The 22,767-nt window shown below is 61.6% G+C and carries 18 protein-coding genes; 4 read left to right on the forward strand and 14 right to left on the reverse strand.

Annotation, left to right across the window (positions count from 1 at the left end; genetic code table 11):
• The coding region (locus tag ACQ4WN_RS21735) for an IS3 family transposase (RefSeq protein WP_436553450.1) at positions 1–160 on the forward strand (160 nt) is incomplete at its 5' end.
• A gap of 74 nt (positions 161–234) precedes the next feature.
• Here ACQ4WN_RS21735 and ACQ4WN_RS21740 read toward each other — a convergent pair.
• The 11 genes from ACQ4WN_RS21740 to xsc all read right to left on the reverse strand — a co-directional run bounded on the left by ACQ4WN_RS21740 (position 235) and on the right by xsc (position 14,939).
• Positions 235–2,601 carry a chitinase C-terminal domain-containing protein gene (locus ACQ4WN_RS21740; protein WP_436553401.1) on the reverse strand — a complete coding sequence of 789 codons (2,367 nt, stop codon included), beginning with the start codon at positions 2,599–2,601 and terminating at the stop codon, positions 235–237.
• Between the two features lie 104 nt (positions 2,602–2,705).
• A complete protein-coding gene (locus tag ACQ4WN_RS21745; protein WP_436553402.1) occupies positions 2,706–4,154 on the reverse strand; it encodes a glycoside hydrolase family 19 protein in 1,449 nt (482 codons plus the stop codon).
• Between the two features lie 302 nt (positions 4,155–4,456).
• Positions 4,457–5,077, reverse strand: a complete 621-nt coding sequence (gene sorB, locus ACQ4WN_RS21750; protein WP_436553403.1) for a SorB family sulfite dehydrogenase c-type cytochrome subunit — start codon at positions 5,075–5,077, stop codon at positions 4,457–4,459.
• Positions 5,078–5,087: 10 nt separating this feature from the next.
• The gene (sorA, locus tag ACQ4WN_RS21755) at positions 5,088–6,314 is read right to left on the reverse strand and encodes a SorA family sulfite dehydrogenase catalytic subunit (RefSeq protein ID WP_436553404.1); all 1,227 of its coding nucleotides are present in this window, start codon (positions 6,312–6,314) and stop codon (positions 5,088–5,090) included.
• Positions 6,307–7,740: an amino acid permease gene (locus ACQ4WN_RS21760; protein WP_219135577.1), complete on the reverse strand. Its 1,434-nt coding sequence runs from the start codon at positions 7,738–7,740 to the stop codon at positions 6,307–6,309. The genes sorA and ACQ4WN_RS21760 overlap by 8 nt, the downstream gene beginning before the upstream one ends.
• A 280-nt stretch (positions 7,741–8,020) precedes the next feature.
• Positions 8,021–8,815 carry an ABC transporter permease subunit gene (locus ACQ4WN_RS21765; protein ID WP_353661072.1) on the reverse strand — a complete coding sequence of 265 codons (795 nt, stop codon included), beginning with the start codon at positions 8,813–8,815 and terminating at the stop codon, positions 8,021–8,023.
• A gap of 79 nt (positions 8,816–8,894) precedes the next feature.
• The gene (locus ACQ4WN_RS21770) at positions 8,895–9,728 is read right to left on the reverse strand and encodes a taurine ABC transporter ATP-binding protein (RefSeq protein WP_436553405.1); all 834 of its coding nucleotides are present in this window, start codon (positions 9,726–9,728) and stop codon (positions 8,895–8,897) included.
• An 80-nt stretch (positions 9,729–9,808) separates the two neighbouring features.
• Positions 9,809–10,861, reverse strand: a complete 1,053-nt coding sequence (gene tauA / locus ACQ4WN_RS21775) for a taurine ABC transporter substrate-binding protein (protein WP_436553406.1) — start codon at positions 10,859–10,861, stop codon at positions 9,809–9,811.
• A gap of 123 nt (positions 10,862–10,984) precedes the next feature.
• Positions 10,985–12,424 carry an NAD(P)/FAD-dependent oxidoreductase gene (locus tag ACQ4WN_RS21780; protein WP_436553407.1) on the reverse strand — a complete coding sequence of 480 codons (1,440 nt, stop codon included), beginning with the start codon at positions 12,422–12,424 and terminating at the stop codon, positions 10,985–10,987.
• A 25-nt stretch (positions 12,425–12,449) separates the two neighbouring features.
• Positions 12,450–12,875, reverse strand: coding sequence for a nuclear transport factor 2 family protein (locus ACQ4WN_RS21785; protein ID WP_436553408.1), 426 nt, complete (start codon positions 12,873–12,875; stop codon positions 12,450–12,452).
• Between the two features lie 246 nt (positions 12,876–13,121).
• Positions 13,122–14,939, reverse strand: a complete 1,818-nt coding sequence (xsc, locus tag ACQ4WN_RS21790; protein ID WP_436553451.1) for a sulfoacetaldehyde acetyltransferase — start codon at positions 14,937–14,939, stop codon at positions 13,122–13,124.
• A gap of 200 nt (positions 14,940–15,139) precedes the next feature.
• On the opposite strand from xsc, the gene ACQ4WN_RS21795 reads away from it, so the two are divergent.
• From ACQ4WN_RS21795 to ACQ4WN_RS21805, 3 genes are read left to right on the forward strand one after another with little or no spacing between them, the layout of a single operon-like run.
• Entirely contained in the window at positions 15,140–15,991 is an 852-nt protein-coding gene (locus ACQ4WN_RS21795; RefSeq protein WP_436474645.1) for an IclR family transcriptional regulator, read from the forward strand.
• 41 nt (positions 15,992–16,032) lie between these two features.
• Entirely contained in the window at positions 16,033–17,007 is a 975-nt protein-coding gene (locus tag ACQ4WN_RS21800; RefSeq protein ID WP_436553409.1) for an AAA family ATPase, read from the forward strand.
• Positions 17,004–18,725, forward strand: a complete 1,722-nt coding sequence (locus ACQ4WN_RS21805) for a cobaltochelatase CobT-related protein (protein WP_436553410.1) — start codon at positions 17,004–17,006, stop codon at positions 18,723–18,725. Before ACQ4WN_RS21800 ends, ACQ4WN_RS21805 begins: the two co-directional genes overlap by 4 nt.
• Positions 18,726–18,737: 12 nt before the next feature.
• On the opposite strand, the gene ACQ4WN_RS21810 is transcribed toward ACQ4WN_RS21805, so the two are convergent.
• The 3 genes from ACQ4WN_RS21810 to ACQ4WN_RS21820 all read right to left on the reverse strand — a co-directional run bounded on the left by ACQ4WN_RS21810 (position 18,738) and on the right by ACQ4WN_RS21820 (position 22,741).
• Complete coding sequence (locus ACQ4WN_RS21810) at positions 18,738–19,880, reverse strand: AAA family ATPase (protein ID WP_436553411.1); 1,143 nt, start codon at positions 19,878–19,880, stop codon at positions 18,738–18,740.
• On the reverse strand, positions 19,877–20,764 hold the full coding sequence (locus tag ACQ4WN_RS21815) for an RNA ligase family protein (protein ID WP_436553412.1): 888 nt from the start codon (positions 20,762–20,764) through the stop codon (positions 19,877–19,879). Before ACQ4WN_RS21815 ends, ACQ4WN_RS21810 begins: the two co-directional genes overlap by 4 nt.
• Positions 20,765–21,076: 312 nt before the next feature.
• Positions 21,077–22,741: a ShlB/FhaC/HecB family hemolysin secretion/activation protein gene (locus tag ACQ4WN_RS21820; RefSeq protein WP_436553413.1), complete on the reverse strand. Its 1,665-nt coding sequence runs from the start codon at positions 22,739–22,741 to the stop codon at positions 21,077–21,079.
• Positions 22,742–22,767: the final 26 nt, after the last annotated feature.

Raw genomic sequence — 22,767 nt, forward strand, 5'->3', positions numbered from 1 at the left:
GTTGAAGTCGGAGTTCTTTTACTTGAACAAATTCGGCAGCGTCGACGAGCTGCAAGCTGGCATCAAGAAGTACATCCGATATTACAATCACGACCGCATCAAGATGAAACTAAAAGGTCTGAGTCCTGTGCAATACAGAACCCAGCCCTTGGCTACCTAACAAACTTAACCGTCCAACTTTACGGGGTCAGTTCATCTCTCCGCCCTTTTCTGTTTACCCTACCGTATCACTCCTTACGGCAAGGCCACCGGCAGTTCCGGATACTCCTGCGTCAGCGCATACTTGGTGCCGCCCACGGTGACCGTGTAGTTGGCCGGTCCCGAGATGGGCAAGCGGTAGTTCAGGGTCAGCGCCACGGAGCCGCCCGGCGCCAGCGATTGCCATGCGGGAATCGCGAAGCGGGCCCGGTTGTAGTTCTTCGTGAAGCCGCCGATATTGTTCGGCCCCGTGTAGCCGGCATTGATCACCGTCAGGCCGAAGCCCGACTGGTCGCTCATGTCCGATGGTGCCGACACGGGATAGTCGAACTCCACCACGGTGCCACCGGGCAAGGTCGAGGTCGTGTTGTTCTTCACCGTCATCACCGGGTTGATGGGGAAGTTATTGTCGCCCAGCTTCCAGCCGCCCAAGGTGATGCTGACGTTAGCCGTCGTGCCCGGCATGGCGATTTCGGCGCGCTTGTTGCCATACACGCCAGCCGTGCGGAAAGCCTGGTACAGCACGTCCGTCAGGGTGGTGCCCATGAAGTACTCACCCTTGCCGCCATTGCGCGTGGCATCCCAGGCATAGTCGCCCGCCATTTCCCAGATCATCACGCCGCCGATATGATTGTTGACGATGTACTGGGCCTTGGCCGCGATGGACTGCGTGGTTTCCGTGGAAATGAACACTTTCTTGCTCGCATTCCACAGCCACGGCGCCACCATGGTGCTGCTGTAGTACGGCACATAGGTGCCTACCAGGGCCTTGTCCGTGACTTTATACGCATCGAGGTAGCTTGGCACGATGCCGTTTTGCAAGTTCAGCGCATGCCAGATGGGGTTGCCACCGCCCGGCGTTGGCTTGCCTTGCGAGTCGAGGTCGTACCACACGTTATCGATGCCGGTAGCGCCCGTGCCGCAGGTTTTCACGCCCGCGCAAGTGACAGTGGAATTGCTTAGCGCCGTCGTGCCCCACAAGCCGTTGGTGCCGCCAGTGACATCCTTCCAGCCCCGCGTGTAGAACGGCACGCCGATATTGATGCGTCCCGCCTGCATGGCACCACGGTAGTAGCGGTAGGCCCAGTCCGTATTCAGGTAGCCGATGTTCTGGTACTGGTAAGCGTTGCCGGCCCGCAGTTCCCCATCGTTGCCGTCGTCAAACAGCGCCGCATTCGGTCCCACATACTGGTTCCACGCGCCATGCAAGTCGTAGGTCATCAGGCTGGCGTAATCGAGATATTTCAATCCCGACATATTTTCCTCGCCGCGCAAGACCCAGCCCGAGGCGGAACCGGCGATGGTCAGCAGATAGTATTTATTATCCTGCACCGCCGCTTCGTCGAGCTTCTGGCGCAGCACTTTCAGCAGCACGTTGTAGCTCGTCATCAACCCAGCCAGGCGCGGTTTCGAGATGGCGAAGTCGTTCGGATTGCCCGCTTCATTGTTGGTGGTCGGGTGTTCATAATCGACATCGACGCCATCGAAGAAGTTGTACTGGCGCACGAATGCCACCATGGAATCGGCCAGGGTATTGATGCCGGCCATGTTCACGCTACCGTCCGCATTCGTCGTGGCCGTGTAAAAGCCGCCGCTGCCGGCCCAGCCACCCACGGAAATCATCAATTTCACGCCCGGATACTTCTTCTTGTATTGCGACAGCAAGTTGAAGTGGCCCTTGTACGGCAGGGACGGGTCCATGGCCGCCGCCGGCACGTTCGGCCAGGTCAGGCCCGTATCGGGGTTGGCCGCGCCGCTACCGATGGCGATCTTCGAGGTGGCCGGGTCGACGGAAGCAAACGCATAGTTCAGGTGGGTGATCTTATCCCACGGCAGATTGTTTACCAGATAGGTGGGGCTGCCATCGACGCCCGTGCGCCAGCTGGCGAAATAGCCGACGATGCGCCGGTTCAAGCCATTGCCCAGCACTTCGCGGCCATTCGCGTCATACACCTTGCAATACGGCACATTCGGCACGGCCGAGATCAAGCCGTCGGGACGGCAAGCCGTAGGGGTCGGTGTTGGTGTTGGTGTTGGTGTTGGTGTTGGTGTTGGTGTTGGTGTTGGTGTCGGTGTCGGTGTCGGTGTCGGTGTCGGTGTCGGTGTCGGGGTCGGGGTCGGGGTCGGGGTCGGGGTCGGTGTTGGCGTATCCGTCACTGCCCAAGGCCCCCACTGATCGGCGGCGCTGGGGACATTGCCCTGCGTCCACCACTTGGCCTTGTAGGTGACGCCCTGGTAGAGCACGCACTGGCCGCCCGTGTAGACGGTGGCGGCATCCCATAAGGCGCACGCTTCGACGGCGGCCAGCAAGGTGTTTGGCGTGGCGGTCGTGCCTTCCTGGCCGCCGCCGCAAGCGACGAGCACGCCGCTGAGCAGGGCCATCAATAATGCATTCGATTTCATGTGGTGTCTGTCTCCGTTATGGTGGTACATCGAAAGCTTGTTGCAGGCCCCTGAAGGGGCTCTTGTCAACTGTTATCCCTGGCCGGCTATTCCTGCATTGACTGCTATTGCAACTTCACATTCCAGTTGGCTTCCACGCATTTCACGTAGTTCCCCGCCTGCAAGGCGCTGTACGGGGTTTGATAGCTGACCAGCTGGCATTGGTTGTCGCCACCCGCGCTCCAGTTCTTTTCCCAATAGATGTTGTAGGAAGCGGAACTGGCCGGTGTAAAGCGTTGCATATTGGCGCACGACAATTGTTCGCCGGAATAATCCCAGCCCATGTCGGCGGCAAATTGCTTGTAGTAATCGATGCGGTTTTGCGCGGCCTGCTTTTCCGTGCCCTGTCCGCATTCGGCGTTGATGATCATGATGGTGGTGGCGAAATTGTTGCCCGCGCCGGCCGCCGTATCGGCCGCATTCGGCACCCACGTGCCGTCGAGCACATGCAGCATCGACGGTTTCGGCGGTTGCGGATAGACAAAGAAGAACGTGGCCGACGCCAGGTTCAGCCAGGTCGAGGCCACCAGGTCCGGATTTTTCAGCAGCACGGACTGGTCGCCGTCATGCATGGCTTGGGAAAACGGACCGTAGTTGTAGTTGTAGGAAAGCTGCTTGGCGCCGCGGCCAAAGTATTTCTTGAAGCTGCCATCGGCATTCTTGCCGCAGGTCCACACCTTGTTGAAGACGGGATCCGCGCATTCGATGTTGTAGCCGCAGCCCGCACCCGTTTCATCGCAGCCCAGCTCGCGCAGATACTTCAAACCCTGACGCCATTGCGGCAAGGGGCTGCTGGCGTTATGGTCGCCCGTCTCTTGCCCGAAGTGGGCAAACATGGTGGCCAGGCTGTGGCGGCAAATGGCATCCGCATTGCGCCCGTCGCTATAGTCGTCGCACACGGCGGGAAACTTGGCCACGGCTTGCAGGAAACGCTGATAGGTATAGCTGGCGTCGCGCGCGGCAAAATAATAATCCCACTTCGCCGCCGGCAGCAGGCGTTCGACGCGCTTGACGTTGAGCGGATTGCTGGCCAGGCCAGGCTGCACGGCTTCGACGGCCGTATTGCCCAGGGTGCGGATCGACGCTTTTACCTTGCGGAAGAAATCGTTGTTCGTCAGCGCCGCCTCGTTCGCCTCGGCCTGGGCTTTGGTGGGCACGCCTGGCGTGGGTGTCGGGGTCGGGGTCGGGGTCGGGGTCGGGGTCGGGGTCGGTGTGGGGGTCGGTGTCGGCGTCGGGGTGGTAGCGTCGAGGCTCCACGGTCCCCACTGGTCATTGCTCGGCGCGGTGCCCTGCACCCACCATTTGGCGCGGTAGACCTTGCCCTCGTAGACGGCGCACTGCCCCGCCGTGTAGACGGCGCTGGCGCTCCAGGCCGCGCAACTGTCGCTGGCGGTGGTGGCGGCCAGCAGGGTCGCCGGGGGTTCGGTGGTGGAATTGCCGCCGCAAGCGAGCAGCGCGCTGCCCAGCAGGCCAGCCATGAATGGCGTAGCCAGCCGGCTTGATTGCCGTGTCATCACATTGTCTCCTGAACGTTATACGAAAACTATCGAAGTAGCTTTTTATGTTGTACGTAAAGAAAGCGCAGCGAAGCATCGGCTTTCTGCACAGAGAATGCGACGCCGAAAATTGGTAGTCAAGTGGTTTTATATAACGGTGTTTTTTACAATACCAGTGGCAGCAATCACTGCGCTGGCAAACGATGCGTCGGCGAATGGCGGAAGTCATAAAAAGCCCGCTGCACGATGGCAGCGAGCAATACCGCACAGGAGGCGTGGCGGCAAGTGGTATTAAGGGTTGCCGCGCGATAAGGACGAACTTATCTGTTCAGCACGTATTTCGCCAGGGTCGCCGCATCGGCCACGCTGAGCTGGCTGAATGGCGGCATGGGCACGGGACCCCATTTGCCGGCGCCGCCACTGCGGATGTTGGCCGCCACGACAGCGACACTGTCCTTGCCCTTGTATCTGGCTGCCACTTCCGCAAAGCCGGGGCCGACCACTTTCTGGTCGAGAGCGTGACATGCCATGCAGCCATTTGCCGCCAGCAAGGTTTTGACATTGTTGCCGCTGGCGGCCTGGACAGCCGCTGCGGCTGGCCTGGCCACGTCAGCGGCAGGTACGGCGGCGCCCCGCTCCACGCCATAGGTTTTCACCAGGTAATCGACCATGGCCGGCATGTCCGCGTCGTCAAACTGGGCGCCGAACGGCTTTTTCATCTTCTTGACAGTCGCTTCCCAGTAGGCGCGCGGCGAGGCAGGCGGCTGGCTCGATGCATACTGCGCCGCGTGGCACGTCATGCAATTACGCTGCACCAGCTGGTAGCCAGGTAATTCGCTGGGTTTGTAGGTCGCCGTTTCCAGCGGCAAATGGATTTCCAGCGCACCCGCGCTGCCCGACAGCATCAAGGCCACGGCGGTGGCAAGTGTTCTGATCAGCATGGCACTCTCCTCACACTGCCTGGATGCGCGTGGTTTCCACCACGTTGCGCATATAACCCATGGGATTCCACAGGGCTTTCATCGGTTGGCTCTGGCCAATGCGGTTGACGGCGCGCACCATCAGCACATGCTTGCCCTTGCGCGGCGCTTTCAGCACGGCCGTCCACTCGCGGAACGAGAAACGGCCCAGGTCCTTGCCCAGTTGTGCTTCCTGCCAGCTCTGGCCGCCATCGGCTGAAATCGCCACTTCGCTGATGCCCTGGCCGCCATCAAAAGCGATGCCGCGCAAGGCCAGGTCGCGCCCGGCCTTGACTTGCGCGCCATCTTGCACGCTGGTAATGAAGGAGCGCACGTTGAGGCGGCTGATGGGCGTCGTCTTGCCCACGGGCGCGCCCGGTTCGATGAAACCGGAGCCATTGTCCGGGATGCGGTAGCCCGTGCTCATCCAGAAACCGTCGAACGGCTTGTCCAGCACGGTGATGTCGCTCAGGTGTTTGACCCAGTAAGTGCCATAGAAGCCCGGCACGATCAGGCGCAGCGGATAACCGTTGAGGAAGGGAATGTCTTCGCCATTCATGGCCCAGGCCAGCATGACGTCACCGGCCATGATGTGCTCGACGGACAAGGCTTTCTGAAAATCAGGGCCGTCGCCCACGGGCGGCGTTTCCAGGCCATTGAAGGCCACCTGCACGGCACCGGCCCCGATGCCGGCCTTTTCCAGCACGGTTTTCAGGGCAATGCCCGTCCAGCGAGCATTGCCCATGGCGCCATTGCCCAGCTGCCCGCCGTTGGCGCGCGGGGCAAAGAAGCCGCGGCTGTTGCCCGAGCATTGGGTCACGGCCACCACATCCACCGGGTCGGCCAGCTGTTTCAGTTCCGCCAGCGACAGCGCCAAAGGCGCTTTAACGAGGCCACCTATGCGCAGGCGGTAGCTGTCGCCATCGATGCTGGTAGGCAAGCCACTCCAGTGATAACGCACGAAAAATGCGTCGTTAGGGGTAATCGCGCCCTCATTGAAGACGCTGAACGGCGTTTCCAGCTGGGGCGGGCGGCTGGTCAGCAAAATCAGCGGGCGCTTTTGCGGGAAGGCCACCAGTTCGCGCTCGCCATTTTCAAACGGCAAGGTGACGGAAGCGGCCAAGGCTGACCCAGGCCCCGCCAGTGCGGCGGCGCCCAGGGCGGTCGAGGTGCGCAGGAAGCGGCGCCTGCTTGCAGGCAACAAGGTCGTGTCAGACATGTTTGAGTTCCACTTTGGTATCGGCGGAGGCACCGCCGTTGCGGTCATCGTTGACCAGTTTCTTGATGTAATACATGACGCTCATGATGGCCACGCTCAGCAGGCCAAACCAGAACGACACGCGCTGCTCCGTATCGGACGACACGCTCATGGCGCCCAGGATCACCAGCATGGCGATGATGGTGAAATACGTCAGGTAGGGAAACAGCCACATACGCACCTTGATGCGTTCCGGGCATTCGCGCTCCAGGCGACGACGCAAACGCAATTGAGATATCGCAATGAGCAGGTAGACAAACAGGATCAGGATGCCGTAGGAATTGACGATGAAGGGGAACACCAGGTCGGCCGACACATACGAGACGGCAATGGCGAAATAGGCGAACAAGGTGCTGAACAAAATGGCGCGAATAGGCACGCCGTTCTTGCTCAGTTTGACCAGGCCCGTGGGCGCGTCGCCACGACGCGTCAGCGCAAAAATCATGCGCGACGAGGCGTACAGGCTGGAATTCAAGGCCGACAGCACGGCCGTCAGGATGATGGCGTTCATGATATGGGCCGCGTACGGGATGTTCATGACGGTCAGGGCGCTGACGAAGGGCGTGGCGATGGCCGGCGAATCCCAGGGCACGATGCAGACGACGACAAACATGGAGCCCACATAAAACATCAGCACGCGCGTGATGACAGAATTGGTGGCGCGGGCGATGGCCTTGGCCGGGTCCGACGTTTCGGCGGCGGCGATGGTGACGATCTCGGCGCCGGAATAAAAGGCCGTGGCGGCGACGGCGCCACTGAGCACCGGTCCCCAGCCGTGCGGCATGAAGCCGCCGTTGCTGGTCAGGAAACCCAGGCTTGGGATGCTGTTGGGCAAGCTGCCCGTGATGAACAGGGCGCCGACAAACAGGAAGACGACGATGGCGACCACCTTGATCGAGGCGAACCAGAATTCGAACTCGCCGAAGGCCTTGACGGAAAACAAATTGAGCACCGTCATCGAGACGAGCAGCACCAGGCTGATGGACCACGACGGCACGTCGGGCAGCCAGAAGTTGACCAGCTTGGCGCCAGCGATGGCTTCCAAGGCCACGACGACAACCCAGAAATACCAGTACATCCAGCCGCTCATGAAGCCGAGGAATTTCGACACTTTCGGCTTGTCGTCGAAGGCCAGGCGCGCATATTCGTAAAAGGAGCCGACCACGGGCAGGGACGAGGCCAGCTCGCCCAGCATGCGCATGATCAGGACGACCAGGCCGCCCGTGAGCAAGAAGGAAAGGATGGCTGCCGGGCCGGCGGCCTTGGCGATGACGCCGCTGCCGACAAAGAGGCCGGCGCCGATCACGCCGCCGATGGCGATCATGCTCATGTGGCGTTGCTTCAGCGAGTGCTGCAAGCCGGTATTATTGTGGTTGTCGCTAATCATGTGTGTCTCCTAGTAATATCTGAAGCTCGGTGCGCCCTCGCCTGCTGCGGCTCTGTTTCTGCCGCGCGGCTTTGTTTTATTTGAGCAACACCGTCAAGCAGCATCGATACATCATCAAATCAGTCTGGTTGGCTGCATGTCATAAGTCAATCTGGAAATGCAGCGGCCCGGCGCAGTTGCCAAGGGGCAAGCGCACTGGAGGATACGTACGGGGTATGGCGGTTGAAAAAAAGGGAGCGGCCGCAACACTTGTGGCGTCGGCGCCACTCCCGGGAACGTCTTACACCTTGCCCTTCCATGGCACGAGGGTACGTTCGAGGTAGCGCATCATCAAATCAAACAGAAAAGCAAAGAAGCCGATCACGATAATGCCCATGATCACCACGTCGCTGGCCAGGAACTCGGACGCGCTGAGCACCATGTAGCCTAGGCCGCGCGTGGCTGCCACCATCTCGCCCGCCACCAGGGTGGTCCAGCCCACGCCGATGCCGATGCGCATGCCGGTGAGAATTTCCGGGATCGCGGCCCGCAGGATCACATGCACGATCACCTGGAAACGCGTGGCGCCCATCGAGTACGCCGCGTGGATTTGCTCCAGCGACACAGAGCTGACGCCGGCCCGGGCCGCAATCGCCATCGGGGCGAAAATGGCCAGGAAGATCAGGTAGACCTTCGAGAATTCGCCGATGCCAAACCAGATGATGACCAATGGCAAGTAAGCAAGCGGCGGCAACGGACGGTAGAACTCGATCAAGGGATCGAAGATGCCGCGTGCCACGCGATTGACGCCCATCATCACGCCGACGGGAATGGCGAACAGGCACGCCAGGCCAAAGGCGCCGAACACGCGCACCAGGCTGGCCACCGTGTGTTCCCACAAGGTGGCGCCGCCGAAGCCCGTGGTAGCCGCCATGATGAATTTCTCGTACACGGCTTGCGGCGAGGGCAGGAACAGGGGCTTGACCATGCCGCTGGCCGTCACGGCGAACCACAGCAAGAGCACGGCGATGACGGTGACGGTGGCGATGCGGCTGGAATTGCCCTGCCCCGGCGCGCCGAACGCTTCGCCGGGCATGGCGCAGCGGGGAGCGAACAGGCGTCCAAAGAAACCGGCGCGCTTGGCGGTGGTGGGAGGAAATCCCACGACGGATGGGCTATGCATGGGACACCTCCAGCTCTTTGTTGACCGCGCGCTCTTGGTTCATTGCGCGCTCGTCGCCATAAATGATGTTGAGCACCGTTTCGCGCATCTTGATGAAGTCCGGACTCGATTTCACGGCGCGCGCATCGCGGCATTCGAGGAAGCGCTTGTTGAAATCGAGTTCATACGTGTGCGTGATGCGGCCCGGACGGGGCGACATGACGATCAGCCGGTTCGCCAGGAACAGCGCCTCGTCGACGCTGTGGGTAATGAAGAAGAACATGGTGCTGGACTTGGCCCAGATATCGAGCAGCAATTCCTGGATGGTTTCGCGCGTCAGCGCATCGAGCGCCGCCATCGGTTCATCCATCAGCAGCATGGCGGGATTGCTGGTCAGGGCGCGGGCGATGCCTACCCTTTGCTGCATGCCGCCCGACAATTGATAAATCATATTGTCGTGAAAGTCCTTCAAGCCCACCAACGCCAGGTTCTTGGCCGCCTGTTCGCGCCGCACGGCTTTAGGCACGCCTTGCAGCTTCAAGCCGAATTCCACGTTTTCCATCACGTTCAGCCATGGCAGCAAAGCATGTTTCTGGAACACCACGCCACGGTCGGCGCCCGGCCCTTCCACTTTATTGGCACCCAGCATGATCTCGCCCTTGGACGGGGCGATAAAGCCCGCCATCAGGCTCAGCAAGGTTGTCTTGCCGCAACCGGAGGCGCCCAGCGCGACGACAAAGTCGCCGCTATTGATGGTCAGGTTGATATTATTTAAGGCATGTACGCGTTCACCGGCCGTCTTGCCCGGATAAATCACGCTGACATCCTTGACGTACAGATTTTCCATGATGTCCCCGCATAAGTAGTATTTCAGTTCAACGCATTCTGTTCAGTCAGCGCGCCCGCAGGCGCGCCATCGCACAACGTTTACTTCAGCAGGCCAGCGGCCTGCGCATACTTGGGGGTCACATATTTGGCGTAGTCAGGGGCCAGCGTATCGATCTTGCCTTCGCCCTTCAAAAATTGCGCCGTGGCCAGCAAGGCTTGCGCCACGCCGCCCTTCGCGCCGCCACCGAGCCAGGCCGGCGAAGCCTGCTCCTGCAGCGATGGGTAAGCGTACAGGGCCACGGAAGCGGCCACGTCCTTGGCGGCCGCGCCCGAATGCTTGACGTTGGCTTTCACTTGCGGCGAATCGATGGTCCAGGCCTTGGGATTGGCGCGGTAGTCGGCGTCGGCCGCGGCCATCACCTTGACGAACTTGGCCATGAAGTCGGCGTTCGCCTCACCCCAGGCGCGCTCGACGGCCATGCCGTCAAACGTGGCCTTGCCCTTCTTGCTCAGTTCGCCGGAGGTGACCAGCACCTTGCCGTTTTGTTTGAGCTTGCTCAAGGCCGGGTCCCACACGAAGGCGGCATCGATGTCACCGCGCTCCCAGGCAGCGGCGATCTGGTTCGGCTGCATGTTCAGCAACTTCACTTCCGTGGGCTTGATGCCCCAGGTTTCCAGCGCGAACATGGTGTGGAAGTGCGTGGTGGAAACGAATGGCACGGCAATCTTCTTGCCGCGCAAGTCAGTGGGCTTGCTGATGCCGGCGCCGTTGCGGGCCACCATCGCTTCGGCTTCATTGATGTCGTCGATGATCCAGAACAGCTGCAGATCGACGCCGCGGCTGATGGCCGCCGTCAGGGGGCTCGAACCGATGACGCCGATCTGCACGTCGCCGGAAGCCATGCCGGTGGCTACCTTGGCACCCGAATCGAACTTGCGCCAGTTGATTTTATAGCCGGTGGTCTTTTCCACTTCGCCGCTGGCGATCGCCACCAGGAAGGGACCGTTAATTTCCTGGTAGGCAATCGTCACTTCCTTGCCTTGCGCAAAGGCCGTACCGGCGGAGGCAAGGGTAACGCCCAGCAGCAGGGTGCCGAGGACGGCGCGGCGCATCGTTGAAAAAACCGTGTTTTTGCTCGTATTTGTGTTCATGTCTCACTCCAAGATTTATTGTTATGTGTGAACGTGCGGGCAATCTCATCCCTCGCGGGAGGCGCCGCTGGTCGATCTATGTCAACGCATGCGGCGGCTTAGTACGGCTACTGCTATTACTATTTAAAACACTTCATCCTTCAAGTGATACCAGCGGTACAGGAAGCGCTGGCCCAGGCGGCGGAATGGGGCGAAGGCTTGCGACTCGACCAGTTCCATCATGTTCGGATACGGCAGTTTCGAATTGAAGATCGGCAAGCCCGTGTCGCTGGCCTTGCCCGCGATGCGCTCGGCCATGCGCCGGCCCGCCTGCGCCGAGTACATGACGCCGTTGCCGCCATAACCGAGCGAATAAAAGATCGATTGCCTGGGGTCCGGTTGCACGATGCGCGGCATCATGTCATGGCTGACGTCGACCCAGCCCCACCACGAATAATCGATGGCGATGCCCGTCAGCGCGGGGAACTTGCGGTGCAGATCGTTGATCAAAAACTGTTTGTACTTGTCGTCCGGCGCGTCGGCGCCCGTGATGGCGCTACGGCTGCCGATCTGCACGCGATTGTCCGGCATCAAGCGGTAGTAGTGGCGCAGGATGCGCGTATCCGTGATCACCTGGTGGGTGCGGAAGTTGCACGCCTCGATTTCCGCCGGAGTCAGCGGACGCGTGACGAGCGAGTTCGACAGGATCGGCAGCAAGCGGTTTTTCACTTGCGGATGCAGATGGGGCGAGGTGTAGCCGCCCGTGGCCACGGCCACGGAGCGGGCACGCACCACGCCACCCGGCGTTTGCAGATAATGCACGCCGTTGCGCGTTTCCCAGCCCATGACGGGGCTGGACGGATGCACCTTGGCGCCCAGCGCGCGCGCCTTGCGCAGGTAGCCGAACGCCAGCTTGCCCGCGTGGATGCCGATGCCTTCGGGCTCGTGCAGCGCGCCGGCCGCTTCCTTGTCGTCGACGAATTCACGCTTGACGGTGTCGGCGTCGAGAATGCGGGCGTCGTACTTGAAGATCTCGCGCATGACCTTGGCTTCTTTTTCCAGCGCGGGCATGGCTTTCGCCTTGTGGGCGATGTACAGGTGGCCGCCCGGTTGCGGGTCGCAATCGATGTCGGCCGTGATCTTCTTGAACGTTTCCATCGCGTCGCACACTTCCGTATGCAGTTTCAGGGCCGTATCCAGCCCATAGCGGTCTATCCACTGCGAGCGTTTCAGGCGGCCCGTTGTGCATTGGGCCTGGCCGCCATTGCGCGTGCTGCAGCCCCAGCTGACGCGGTTCGCTTCCAGCACCGTCGCCTTGATGCCGTGTTCCTGGGCCAGGAAGATGGCGCAGGAGAGACCGGTAAAACCCGAGCCGATGATGGCCACGTCGACGTCGATGTCATGCGTGATGGGGCCGTCGTCGGCCGGTGGTTCGCCGGCCGTGCCGATCCAGTAGGTGGGCGCGTAGGCATTGCCGTGGCCTGGGCGCTGGGCCACCAGGGGATCGAAGGCGGGATCGTAGGGGGTGCGGGCGGCGGTGCTGTTGCCCAGTACGCCAGGCGGGGTGTCGACAGGTTTGTTCATGATCATTCCTGGTGAACGTGCTGGCTCAGGCTTTGGCAGCCGTGACGACCGGTGGGCGATCCTTGCGGAAGGCATTCTTCACGGCGATCTTGCCATCACGGAAGGTAAAGATGTCGACCATGCGCGCTTCGATGCGCGTGCCGTCCGCCTTGGTGCCGGAAAACGTGCATTCCGTCACGCCGCGCTGGCCGCTGACAAAGTGCACGGGATTGAGCCAGGCGGCGTCGGGAAAGGTTTGCCAGGCCAGCTCGAAACCGGCGCGCACGGCATCGCGGCCGATGAAGCTCTTGCCCAGCAAATCAGGACCGGCCACGGCGTGGAATTCGCAGTCATCGGCCATGGCGGCCATCAGGGCGTCGATATCGTGGCGGTTCCAGGCATCGCCGAACGCTTGCAGGAAATCAGTAGTCACGGCGGTGGTGACGGCGTCGGTAGGTACTCGTGTGTTCATTTTTGTCTCCGTAAATCGTTTTTGATACGATACGTTCCGTTTTTTGTCTTTTATTGAATTTAAGCCTTAAGTATGGCCTTGTCAAATCAAATAATCCAAAAAACGGGACGGTTTGTATTCTTTATTGAAATTGCGCTATTGAAGTGACAATGTGTGAGGATTTCGTCACAAGCCATCCAAACCCGGATGCAAGTACCGGGGTCGAACCCTCAGGGTTCGCCCCCAGCATTTGCGACCTTGGGTTACTTAAACATAGTCTTTATATTTGTCCAGGTGACGCACAGGTTTGCTCAGCGCATCGCGGCGGAACGGGTCGCCCAGTTCGCGCGTGCACATGATTTCGATGATGGTGGTCTTGCCTTCATTCATCTGCATATCGATGGCCTTTTTCAAGGCTGGCCCCACATCTTCCAGCTTGTCGACCGTGATGCCTTCGGCGCCCATGGCCCGCGCGATTTCCGCGAAGCTCTGGTTGTCGAGTTCACCGGCGACGAAGCGGCGGTTGTAGAAATCGACCTGGTTTTTCTTTTCCGCACCCCACTGGCGGTTGTGAAACACCACGGCCGTCACGGGAATGTTGTGGCGCACGCAGGTCATCGTTTCCATCAGGCTCATGCCCCAGGCGCCGTCGCCCGCATACGACACGGCCGGACGGTGCGGTGCGGCCACTTTCGCGCCGATGATGGTTGGAAACGCATAGCCGCAGTTGCCAAAGCTCATCGCCGCAAAGAAGCTGCGCGGCTTTTCGAAGCGCAGATAGCTGTTCGCCACCGAGTTGATGTTGCCGATGTCGGTCGACACCATCACGTCTTCCGGCATGGCTTTTTCCAGCTCGCGCAAGACCTGGCGCGGGTGCAGGTAATTGCCCGGCTCTTTCTTTTGCTCTTCGATCATGTCCAGGCTGAACGCATCTTTCTCGTGCGTCCAGTTCGTCAATTCCTCTTCCCACGCGGCCTTTTCCGCTTGCACGGTGGCATAGCGCTCATCGCGCGTCGCGTCGCAATCGAGGCTCTTGCCATCCAGGCGGGACAGGATGGCTTTGGCGGCTGCCTTGGCGTCGCCGCAGATACCCACCGAAATTTTTTTCACCAGGCCCAGCATCTTGTTGTCCGCATCGATCTGGATGATCTTGGCATTCTTGGGCCAGTAATCCATGCCGTGCTGCGGCAGGGTGCCGAACGGTCCCAGGCGCGAACCGAGGGCGACGACAACGTCGGCCTGGGCGATCAGTTTCATCGCTGCTTTTGATCCTTGATAACCGAGCGGACCGCACCACAGCGGGTGGCTGGCGGGAAACGAGTCATTGTGCAGATAGCTGTTGACGACGGGCGCGCCCAGGCGTTCGGCCAGCGCCTTGCATTCTTCGATCGCTTCGCCCATGACCACGCCACCGCCCGAGATGATCACGGGGAACTTGGCTTTTGCCAGCAATTCGGCCGCATCGTTGAGGCTTTGCTCGCCGCCGGCACCACGGTCCAGGCGGTTCGGTTTCGGGATTTCCGCCTTGATTTCGCCATAAAAATAGTCGCGCGGGATGTTCAATTGCGTCGGGCCCATTTCCGACATGGCGCGGTCGAAGCAGCGGCCCGTGAATTCGGCCATGCGGGCCGGATTGGTGACGTGGCCTTGATATTTCGTAAATTCCTCGAACATCGGCAACTGGTTCGCTTCCTGGAAGCCGCCCAGGCCCATGCTCATCGTGCCCGTCTCAGGGGTAATGATGACGACCGGGGTATGCGCCCAGTAGGCGGCGGCGATGGCGGTGACGCAATTGCTGATGCCGGGGCCGTTCTGGCCGATAACCACGCCGTGGCGGCCCGAGACGCGGGCATAACCGTCGGCCATGTGGCCGGCGCCCTGCTCGTGCACGACGGGGATCAAACGGATGCCGGCGGGGGCAAAGATATCCATCGGGTCCATGAAGGCCGAGCCCATGATGCCGAACATATCGGTCACGCCATTGGCGGCCAGGGTTTCCACGAACGCTTCGGAAGGCGTCATCTTTTGCGGGCCGACAGAAGCGGGAGGATTTACTGCGGCGGCGGCGGCTTTTTGCTCAGTCATGTCATTCATGGGGGTCTCCTGGTCTGTGGTGTGAGGCTGTCGAAATGATCAACTAATTTATTAAAAATCGGTATATTTTGTTCCGAAATTTGATATACAATTCAATTTAAGCGTTCAGGAATCAAAAGTCAAACAGATTTTCAAGGAAACGGTACAATTTGAGTTCGAAAATGAAATAACACACCGAGGCAACCATGGACATGATTTCATCCCCAAAACTTGAGCCAGAAAAACTGGAAGGCGACACGCCCACGATGCGTTTGTTTGCCTTGCTGGAAGTGATTGCCGAGAAAGACCAGTTGCTGTCGCTGCAAGCGCTGGTGGAAGAAACGGGGCTACCGAAACCCACCTTGCACCGCATGCTGCAACAGCTGGAAAGCGTGGGCGTGCTGCAGCGCGAAAGCGATGGCCGCCACTACAGCACGGGCGTACGCTTGCGCCGGCTGGCGTCGAACCTGCTGATTAACAACACTTTCCATGGCGCCCGCCGCATGGTCTTGCGCCAGCTGGTCGAGGAAGTGGGCGAAAGCTGCAACCTGACGGCCTTCAGCGGCAGCGAAGTGGTGTACCTGGACCGGGTGGAAACGGCGGCCCCGCTGCGCTTCTACCTGCATCCCGGCTCGCGCGTGCCGGCCCACTGCTCGTCGAGCGGCAAGCTGTTCCTGGCGCAAATGACGCCCGTGCAACGGCGCCGCCTGCTGGGCCATATGGAATTGACGCGCTTTACGGACAAGACGGAGACGGACCCCGTCAAGCTGGAGCGCGAACTGGAACTGGTGCGCCGCAACGGCTACGCGCTGGACGACGAGGAATTCCTGCCCGGCCTGCTATGCGTGGCCGTGCTGGTGCCGAATCCGAACGGCCGCTCGAACCTGGCCGTGGCGATCCAGGCGCCCATCATCCGTTTGACGCACGACAAGGCTTTACATTTCTTACCAGCATTGCAGCGCGCGGCGCAAGCCCTGGCCGCCATCGAATCGGAAACCATGCCGACGACGGGCGGGGACGACGACGCCGCATTTCAAGCCGCTCATTCGGCAGGTAATTCATAACCGCTGCGGCACCCATGCTGCGGCCAGACCAGGAGAACAAGGTGCCAGATTCACACCAACATCCCCCCGCCGCAGCGGCGCAAACCCTGCAGTCCGTGCGCAGCCTGTTCCATATCGACAGCGACCTGCTCGTGCCCGTCTTCACGGAGCGCGATCCGCATGTGCCCGACATCGACCCCGCCTACCGCTTCAACCAGGATGTGACGCTGGCGATTTTGGCCGGCTTCAGCCACAACCGCCGGGTGATGGTGCAAGGCTTGCATGGCACGGGCAAGTCCACGCATATCGAGCAGGTGGCGGCGCGCCTGAACTGGCCCTGCGTGCGCGTCAACCTCGACGGCCACATCAGCCGCCTGGACCTGGTGGGCAAGGACGCCATCGTGCTGCGCGAACAGCAGCAGGTGACGGAATTCCAGGAAGGCATCGTGCCCTGGTCGCTGCAGCGCCCCGTGGCCCTGATCTTCGACGAGTACGACGCGGGCCGCCCCGACGTGATGTTCGTCATCCAGCGCATTCTGGAGCGCGACGGCAAGTTCACCCTGCTGGACCAGAACCGGGTCATCACGCCGCATCCCCACTTCCGCCTTTTCGCCACCTCGAACACGGTGGGCCTGGGCAACTTGAACGGCATGTACCACGGCACGCAGGTGCTCAATCACGCGCAGATCGACCGCTGGAATATCGTTGCCACTCTTAACTATCTGCCGCAAGACGAGGAAACGCAAATCGTGCTGGCCAGAGTCCCCGCCATGAATGACGAGGCCGGCCGCCAGCTGGCTGCCACCATGGTGGCCGTGGCCAGCCTCACGCGCCACGGCTATGCAGCGGGCGACCTGGCGTGCTTGATGTCGCCGCGCACGGTGATTACCTGGGCGGAGAATTGCCAGATCTTCCGCGACCCGGCGCTGGCCTTCCGCCTGTCCTTCCTCAACAAATGCGATGAGGCCGAGCGGCCCATGGTGGCCGAGTATTACCAGCGTTGTTTCAATGAGGAATTGCTGGCGACGACGCCATGAGCGCCGAAGCAACTGTTCCTGCCGCCTACACGCGCGAGCAGCAGGAAACGGATGAACTGTGCGCGGGCGCGATCCGGGCACTGAGCGGCGTTGCCGCCATCCGCTACCGGGGCCGGCGCCTGCACGACGGCCACCGCGCCCTGCCCATCCACGCAGCCCATCTGCAGCCCGATGCAGCACTGCAGGATTTGCCCTCGCTGCGCGGCGCGGCCGACAGCGTGGCCCTGCGTTTGCTGCATACGGACGCTGCCTTGCACAAAACGCTGTGTCCGGTCGAACCCGTGGCACGCCTGGTCTTCGAACTGCTGGAACAGTTAAGAGTGGAAACGCTTGCGCCAGAGCACCACGCTGGTGTCATCGACAATCTGCGCCACCGCTTCACGGCCTGGTCGCATGCGTTTTACGATTCCGGCCTGGCCGAAGGCACTTCCGGCTTGCTCTTGTATACAGTATTCCAGATGTGCTGGTCGCGCCTGACGGCCCGGCCCGTGCTGGAAAAGACGGAAGATGTCATCGAGGCCACGCGCTGGTCCGTTGCTTCGCAACTTAGTGGCGACCTGGCGGGATTGCGCCGCCACCGATTGGCCCAGGCTGCCTTTGCCCGCCACGCGCTGGCCATCAGCCACGCCGTCGATGCCATGCTGAAAGAGGCGCAAGCGGCGCAGGATGAGCAGCAAAACGCGGCCGAGGACGCGAAAGCGCAGGCGGCCTTCAAGCTGCTGCTCGATTTCGACAGCGACAACGACAATCTTCCCGCTAGCGCCCTGCTGGGCGACAGCCGTGCCTTCGGCGACGGCGATGGCGCCTACAGGGCTTACTCCACGGCTTACGACCGCGAAGAAAAAGCGGCAGAGCTGGTGCGCCGCGCCCTGCTGCTCGACTACCGCGAACGCATGGATGGTCGCATCGCCAGCCTGGGCATCAACACGGCACGCCTGGCACGGCGTTTCACGCAATTGCTGGCCGTGCCCCAGCGCGACGGCTGGTCGTTCGGCGAAGAAGAAGGGACGATCGACGGTCGCCGCCTGGCGCAGCTGATCAGCTCGCCGTCCGAGCGCCGGCTGTTTCTCAAGGAACAATTCCTGCCCCAGGCCGATTGCCTGGTCACCTTCCTCGTCGATTGCTCCGGTTCCATGAAGACGCATGCGGAATCCGTGGCCGTGCTGCTGGACATATTGCTGCGCGCGCTGGACCAGGCGGGCATCAAGACGGAGTTGCTGGGCTTTACGACGGGCGCCTGGAACGGGGGACGAGTCAAACGCGACTGGATGCGCGCCCGCTCACCCGTCAACCCGGGCCGCTTGAACGAACGCGTACACATGGTCTTCAAGGATGGCGACACGAACTGGCGTCGCGCGCGGCCCGACATCGCGGCCCTGTTAAAGGCGGATCTGTACCGCGAAGGCATCGATGGCGAAGCCGTGGATTGGGCGTGCAAGCGCATGCTGGCGCGCCCGGAACGACGGCGCATCCTGCTCGTCGTCTCCGACGGTTGCCCGATGGATACGGCCACGAATCTGGCCAACGACGAGTTTTACCTGGCGCAACATTTAAAACAAGTGGTGGCGTGCCGCGAAGCGCAGGGCGCCGTGGAAATCTGCGGGCTGGGACTGGGCCTGGACCTGGGCGCCTACTACAGCCGCAGCCTGGCCACCACCCTGCCCGCCTCGCTGAACAATGAGCTGTTTGGCGAGATCGCGCAGATGCTCGGGGCATGAGGCGATAATGCCTCAAGCTACCTCATAGCGCACCGTATGCGCTTCCATCGGCAGCGGGATTTCCCAGTTCCACAACATCGCTTGCAGCTTCTTGTTGCTGAGCGAAGTATCGCGCTGGCCGTTGCGCCGGAGTAATTCCTTGCGCGACTGTTCCAGGTACACGAGTTCCACCTGCGCATGGTATTTGTACAACAGGTTGAGCGTCTTTTCACGCATCAGCTTGGACAGATGCGTGGCATTCCACACGAACGGCTCGCCCTTGCGCAACAGTTCGCGCGCCCGCTCTTCCGCATAGTCGCCCACCAGCCCCTCGTTCTTGCCGTGCTTCAAGCCCAGTGCGATCCGCGCATCGTCGAAGGAGACGACGGGCAGGCGCGGATGGTGCTTGTCCACCCACGTATTCTTGCCGGACGCGGGCAAGCCCGACATCACGATCACATGCGAACCCGGCTCCTGGAACAGGGAATAATCGGGATGCGCCTCGGCGCCGCGAAAATATTTGACGCGCGTGTGATCGTCGACAAAAACCCGCCGCTGGCCATAGCAGCCTTCCTCGCGCGCCAGTTCGCGGAACAGCTCGATGGCGTCGAGTATGCGCTGCGGATCGGGGCAGATGCGCCCGCGGATGTCGGCCTCGGCCAGCATGGCCAGCAGGCGGATATCGACCTGCCACGACAGTTCGCGCACGGTAAATTCGGGCGTCGCGCCGCGCCGCGATTGTTCCAGCGCAAAAAACGGCACCTGGTGCACATTGATCAGGCGGCAGATTTCCTCGCGCACGGCAAACGGCACGTCGCAATCCCACAGGGCGATGCGCGCATCGAGCGCGCCCTTGCGCGAATGGCCGGGCTGGCCGATGGCGCCCGTTGCCGGGTCGATCACCGTGGTGCTGCACTTTGCCACGTCATGCAGCAAGGCGGCGAGAAACACGATTTCCTGTTCGGCGCGCGTGGCAGCCTGGTAGTCGGGCATGGCCAGCAGCGATTCCACCACCATCATCGTATGCGTCCACACATCGCCTTCCGCGTGGTAGACGGGATTTTGTGGCGTCGTCTTCGCCAGTTCCAGTTGCGGAAAGGCGGCCAGGCAGGCGTTGAAATCGGGCGACTGGCCCGCTGGCGGCACCAGTTGCTGCAGGGTTTTCCAGTGCATCATGTTGTACTCCTTGAGTAGGCTGCCAGTTCATCAAGCGACTGGCAGGTATGTAAACCCAGGCTTTCCCACGTGACCAGCGGCTGCGGCGCGTACAGGTCGACGCCGTCGGCCAGCTGGTTGGGGATCAATGGCCGCGTGCTGTGGTGCGAACCGCTGTCGAGGATGGTTTGCGTAAAGTCATGCCGCACCAGCTTATAGCGGGCCAGCACTTGCTCGTCGTCTTCCACTTTCAGGTACAGGCCTTCCGCGTGGTCGGACTTGTCCGTCTGCTTCCAGCACAGATCCAGCGGCAGGCGTTCGCGCGCCACCACGCCCTCGAATGCGTCGCGCCACAGCCGGGACTTGGCCAGCGAATGGCGCAGCAGCTGCCATAGCTGTTTCGGCGACGTGGGCATCAAGCCCGCATACAGCACGGGCACGGACAGCACGGGCGAGCCGGCCAGCATGGCGTGGCGGCGCGCCGTCGACAGGAACATCTGGCTGCGGCGGCAATACACGTCGAACTCGTTGAAATAATGCGGCAAGCGGTCGTAAAACACGGAATGCTTGCTGTAAGACCATTCGCCAAACAGCACAAATTGATCTTCCAGCAGATGCAGCAAGGCGTGTTCATGCGCGTGCGACCACGGTTTGAGCAGGTTGAACTGGCGTTCGCTGCCGCCGCCCGCCAGGTAGTGGCCGCGCGACTGCAACAGCACCTCGCCCGCATCGCTGAACGACACGGCAGAGTTGGCGCCATCGATTTTTTCCTCGATGACGACGTACTGGCCGGCCAGCTTTTTCAGGGGCATCTGGTCGGAGCCGTCGTCGCCGTCCTGCAGGCGCGAGCCTTCCAGGTGCGGCGTGCGCGGGTATTTGAATAAGGGTAAAGATTGTAAAAACATAGCGTCCCACGCCGCGTTCACCGGGGCGTGTCCATACAGGGTCAGGGATACTGACGACGTGTTCGGGCGTGGACGATCGAGACTAGCGTCACGGATACGTGTGCGGATGGAGCAGTGCCGCAGCAATCGGGGGCGTCAACGCGCCGAACGATGCTGCAAAGAGCATTTCGTCAGCGTTAGCAGGTGATGGCGAAGTAGCGAGGCACTTTTGGCTCCAATACGGAAGAGGTTCGAGAAAGAACGGGGAATATAACGGCAGTTTGATTATTTTGCAAGGCGCACGTTTCAATCGTGCGCCTTGCAACTGTCCGCTTAGAAGCGGTACTCGAGGTTCAGCCAGACGCGTGGCTGGGGATCGCTGTTCGCCTCCGACTGCGGCCGGCCGCCCACCGTGCGCCAGGCCAGCGCCGCATCCGCGCTCCATGCCTGGTACTGGTAGCGCAAGCCCAGGCCACCGCCGCGCAGGCTGCGCCGGTTATCGCCAGCCACCACCGGCTTGGCGTTGACGCTGATGCGCCCCGCATCCATGAACACATACGGCACACAGGCGCCGGCGCCGTAGCGCAGTTCCAGTTGCGCCAGGCCGCCCTCGTCACCCGTCGCCTCACCGGACGGATACGCGCGCACGCCGCTGGCGCCACCCAGGCTCAGCTTCTCGGACGAGTCGAGGTTCTTGTTCGCCTGTTGCCAGGCCAGGTGGGCCATCAGGCTGAAGCCGGCAGGCAAGGATTGCAGGCGCACGAGGTCGAGGTTGAACTTGTGAAAGCTGCCCCTGGTGCCGTATGCATCGATGGCCGCCAGGCCCGCATCGAGCTTCAGCTTGCCCGGAGTCCAGCTCACGCTGCCGTACGTCACGCCGTCGTAGCCATCGCGGTAATCGAACTGCAGCGCCACCGGCAAGGATTTGCTGGACTTGCTTTCATAGGTGGCGGTGCTGTCGCGGTTATCCTGCAAGTCTTTCGACTGGTAGAAGGCGCTCAGGGTCAGGTTGGCCAGCCGCGAACGCAGAATAGGATAGCTGAGGCCGGCACTGGCCACCTTGGCCGTGCCGTTTGCATGCAGGCTGGCAAATTCCTTCGCCAGCACATAGCTGGTATGCGAGTACCCCACGCTGCCGCGCAAGCCGGAAACGCCGAGCGGCAGGCTGTAGCCAAGCGAACCGAGCCACAATTCTTCCTCGCTGAGCAGGGCCCGCACGCTGATCTGGTCGCCCAGCAGGAAGGGGCTGCGGATATCGACATTCGTCCGCACGCGGTTTTTCCCCGTGTAGCGGCTGCCGGCGTTGTCCAGGCCAATGTCGCCGCTGATGCGCCGCTCGCGCGCCACCTGGACGATCAGGTCGCCCGTGCCCGCCTGTTCGCCCGGACGCATCGTGGCGCTGGCCTGGATGCCGGGCAAGTCATCGAGCAGCAAGGCGGCACGTTCGAGCGGCGCGCTGGCGATCACGCTGCCAGGCTGCAAGCTGCCAAGGAAACCCGTCGCCTGGCGTGCCAACGCGGCGTCATCGCCTTCCGCCCGAATCGCGCCGTAGCGCCCCTCGATGATGTCGATGCGCAAGTCGCCGTGCTCGAGCCCTTGCGGCGGCACGATGGCGCGGGCAAACTGATAGCCGCTGGCATGGTAAAACGCGCTGAGTCGCCCGGCCAGGCTGCGCAAGCCGGCCAGGTCAAACGTCTTGCCCGTCACATCGCCCAGCACCGCGTGCAGCGCCTGCTGGCTGAAGACGGAGTTGCCCGCCAGGCTGACGGCGCGCAAGGTCACGGCAGGCCCGCCGGGCGCCACGGGTGCCGCATCGAGTGGCGCCTGGATCGTCAACGGCTGGCTGTCGCGGGGCGGCGCCAGCGGCGGCTGCAACTGCTGCAGGGTTTGCCCCGCATCCGGCGGAACTTGCGCTTGCGCAATGGAGACGAACGGCAGGAAGACCAGGCCCAGCGCCACGGCAAGACGTGTCGCTTGTGGATGTTGATGTTTTTTCATAGATACTTTTGTAGGTTGATTCAGTG

It is taken from the genome of Janthinobacterium pasteuri (assembly GCF_051380775.1).
In the GTDB taxonomy this organism is placed as follows: Bacteria; Pseudomonadota; Gammaproteobacteria; order Burkholderiales; family Burkholderiaceae_D; genus Janthinobacterium.

What these genes read in the sequence shown, in the direction of transcription:
- sorB (WP_436553403.1), bottom strand. Translation starts at nt 5,077, where the DNA reads ATGCTGATCAGAACACTTGCCACCGCCGTGGCCTTGATGCTGTCGGGC.
- ACQ4WN_RS21810 (WP_436553411.1), bottom strand. Translation starts at nt 19,880, where the DNA reads ATGATGCACTGGAAAACCCTGCAGCAACTGGTGCCGCCAGCGGGCCAG.
- ACQ4WN_RS21815 (WP_436553412.1), bottom strand. Translation starts at nt 20,764, where the DNA reads ATGTTTTTACAATCTTTACCCTTATTCAAATACCCGCGCACGCCGCAC.
- ACQ4WN_RS21805 (WP_436553410.1), top strand. Translation starts at nt 17,004, where the DNA reads ATGAGCGCCGAAGCAACTGTTCCTGCCGCCTACACGCGCGAGCAGCAG.
- ACQ4WN_RS21745 (WP_436553402.1), bottom strand. Translation starts at nt 4,154, where the DNA reads ATGACACGGCAATCAAGCCGGCTGGCTACGCCATTCATGGCTGGCCTG.
- ACQ4WN_RS21760 (WP_219135577.1), bottom strand. Translation starts at nt 7,740, where the DNA reads ATGATTAGCGACAACCACAATAATACCGGCTTGCAGCACTCGCTGAAG.
- ACQ4WN_RS21740 (WP_436553401.1), bottom strand. Translation starts at nt 2,601, where the DNA reads ATGAAATCGAATGCATTATTGATGGCCCTGCTCAGCGGCGTGCTCGTC.
- ACQ4WN_RS21765 (WP_353661072.1), bottom strand. Translation starts at nt 8,815, where the DNA reads ATGCCCGGCGAAGCGTTCGGCGCGCCGGGGCAGGGCAATTCCAGCCGC.
- ACQ4WN_RS21785 (WP_436553408.1), bottom strand. Translation starts at nt 12,875, where the DNA reads ATGAACACACGAGTACCTACCGACGCCGTCACCACCGCCGTGACTACT.
- ACQ4WN_RS21820 (WP_436553413.1), bottom strand. Translation starts at nt 22,741, where the DNA reads ATGAAAAAACATCAACATCCACAAGCGACACGTCTTGCCGTGGCGCTG.
- ACQ4WN_RS21780 (WP_436553407.1), bottom strand. Translation starts at nt 12,424, where the DNA reads ATGAACAAACCTGTCGACACCCCGCCTGGCGTACTGGGCAACAGCACC.
- xsc (WP_436553451.1), bottom strand. Translation starts at nt 14,939, where the DNA reads ATGACTGAGCAAAAAGCCGCCGCCGCCGCAGTAAATCCTCCCGCTTCT.
- ACQ4WN_RS21795 (WP_436474645.1), top strand. Translation starts at nt 15,140, where the DNA reads ATGATTTCATCCCCAAAACTTGAGCCAGAAAAACTGGAAGGCGACACG.
- ACQ4WN_RS21770 (WP_436553405.1), bottom strand. Translation starts at nt 9,728, where the DNA reads ATGGAAAATCTGTACGTCAAGGATGTCAGCGTGATTTATCCGGGCAAG.
- sorA (WP_436553404.1), bottom strand. Translation starts at nt 6,314, where the DNA reads ATGTCTGACACGACCTTGTTGCCTGCAAGCAGGCGCCGCTTCCTGCGC.
- tauA (WP_436553406.1), bottom strand. Translation starts at nt 10,861, where the DNA reads ATGAACACAAATACGAGCAAAAACACGGTTTTTTCAACGATGCGCCGC.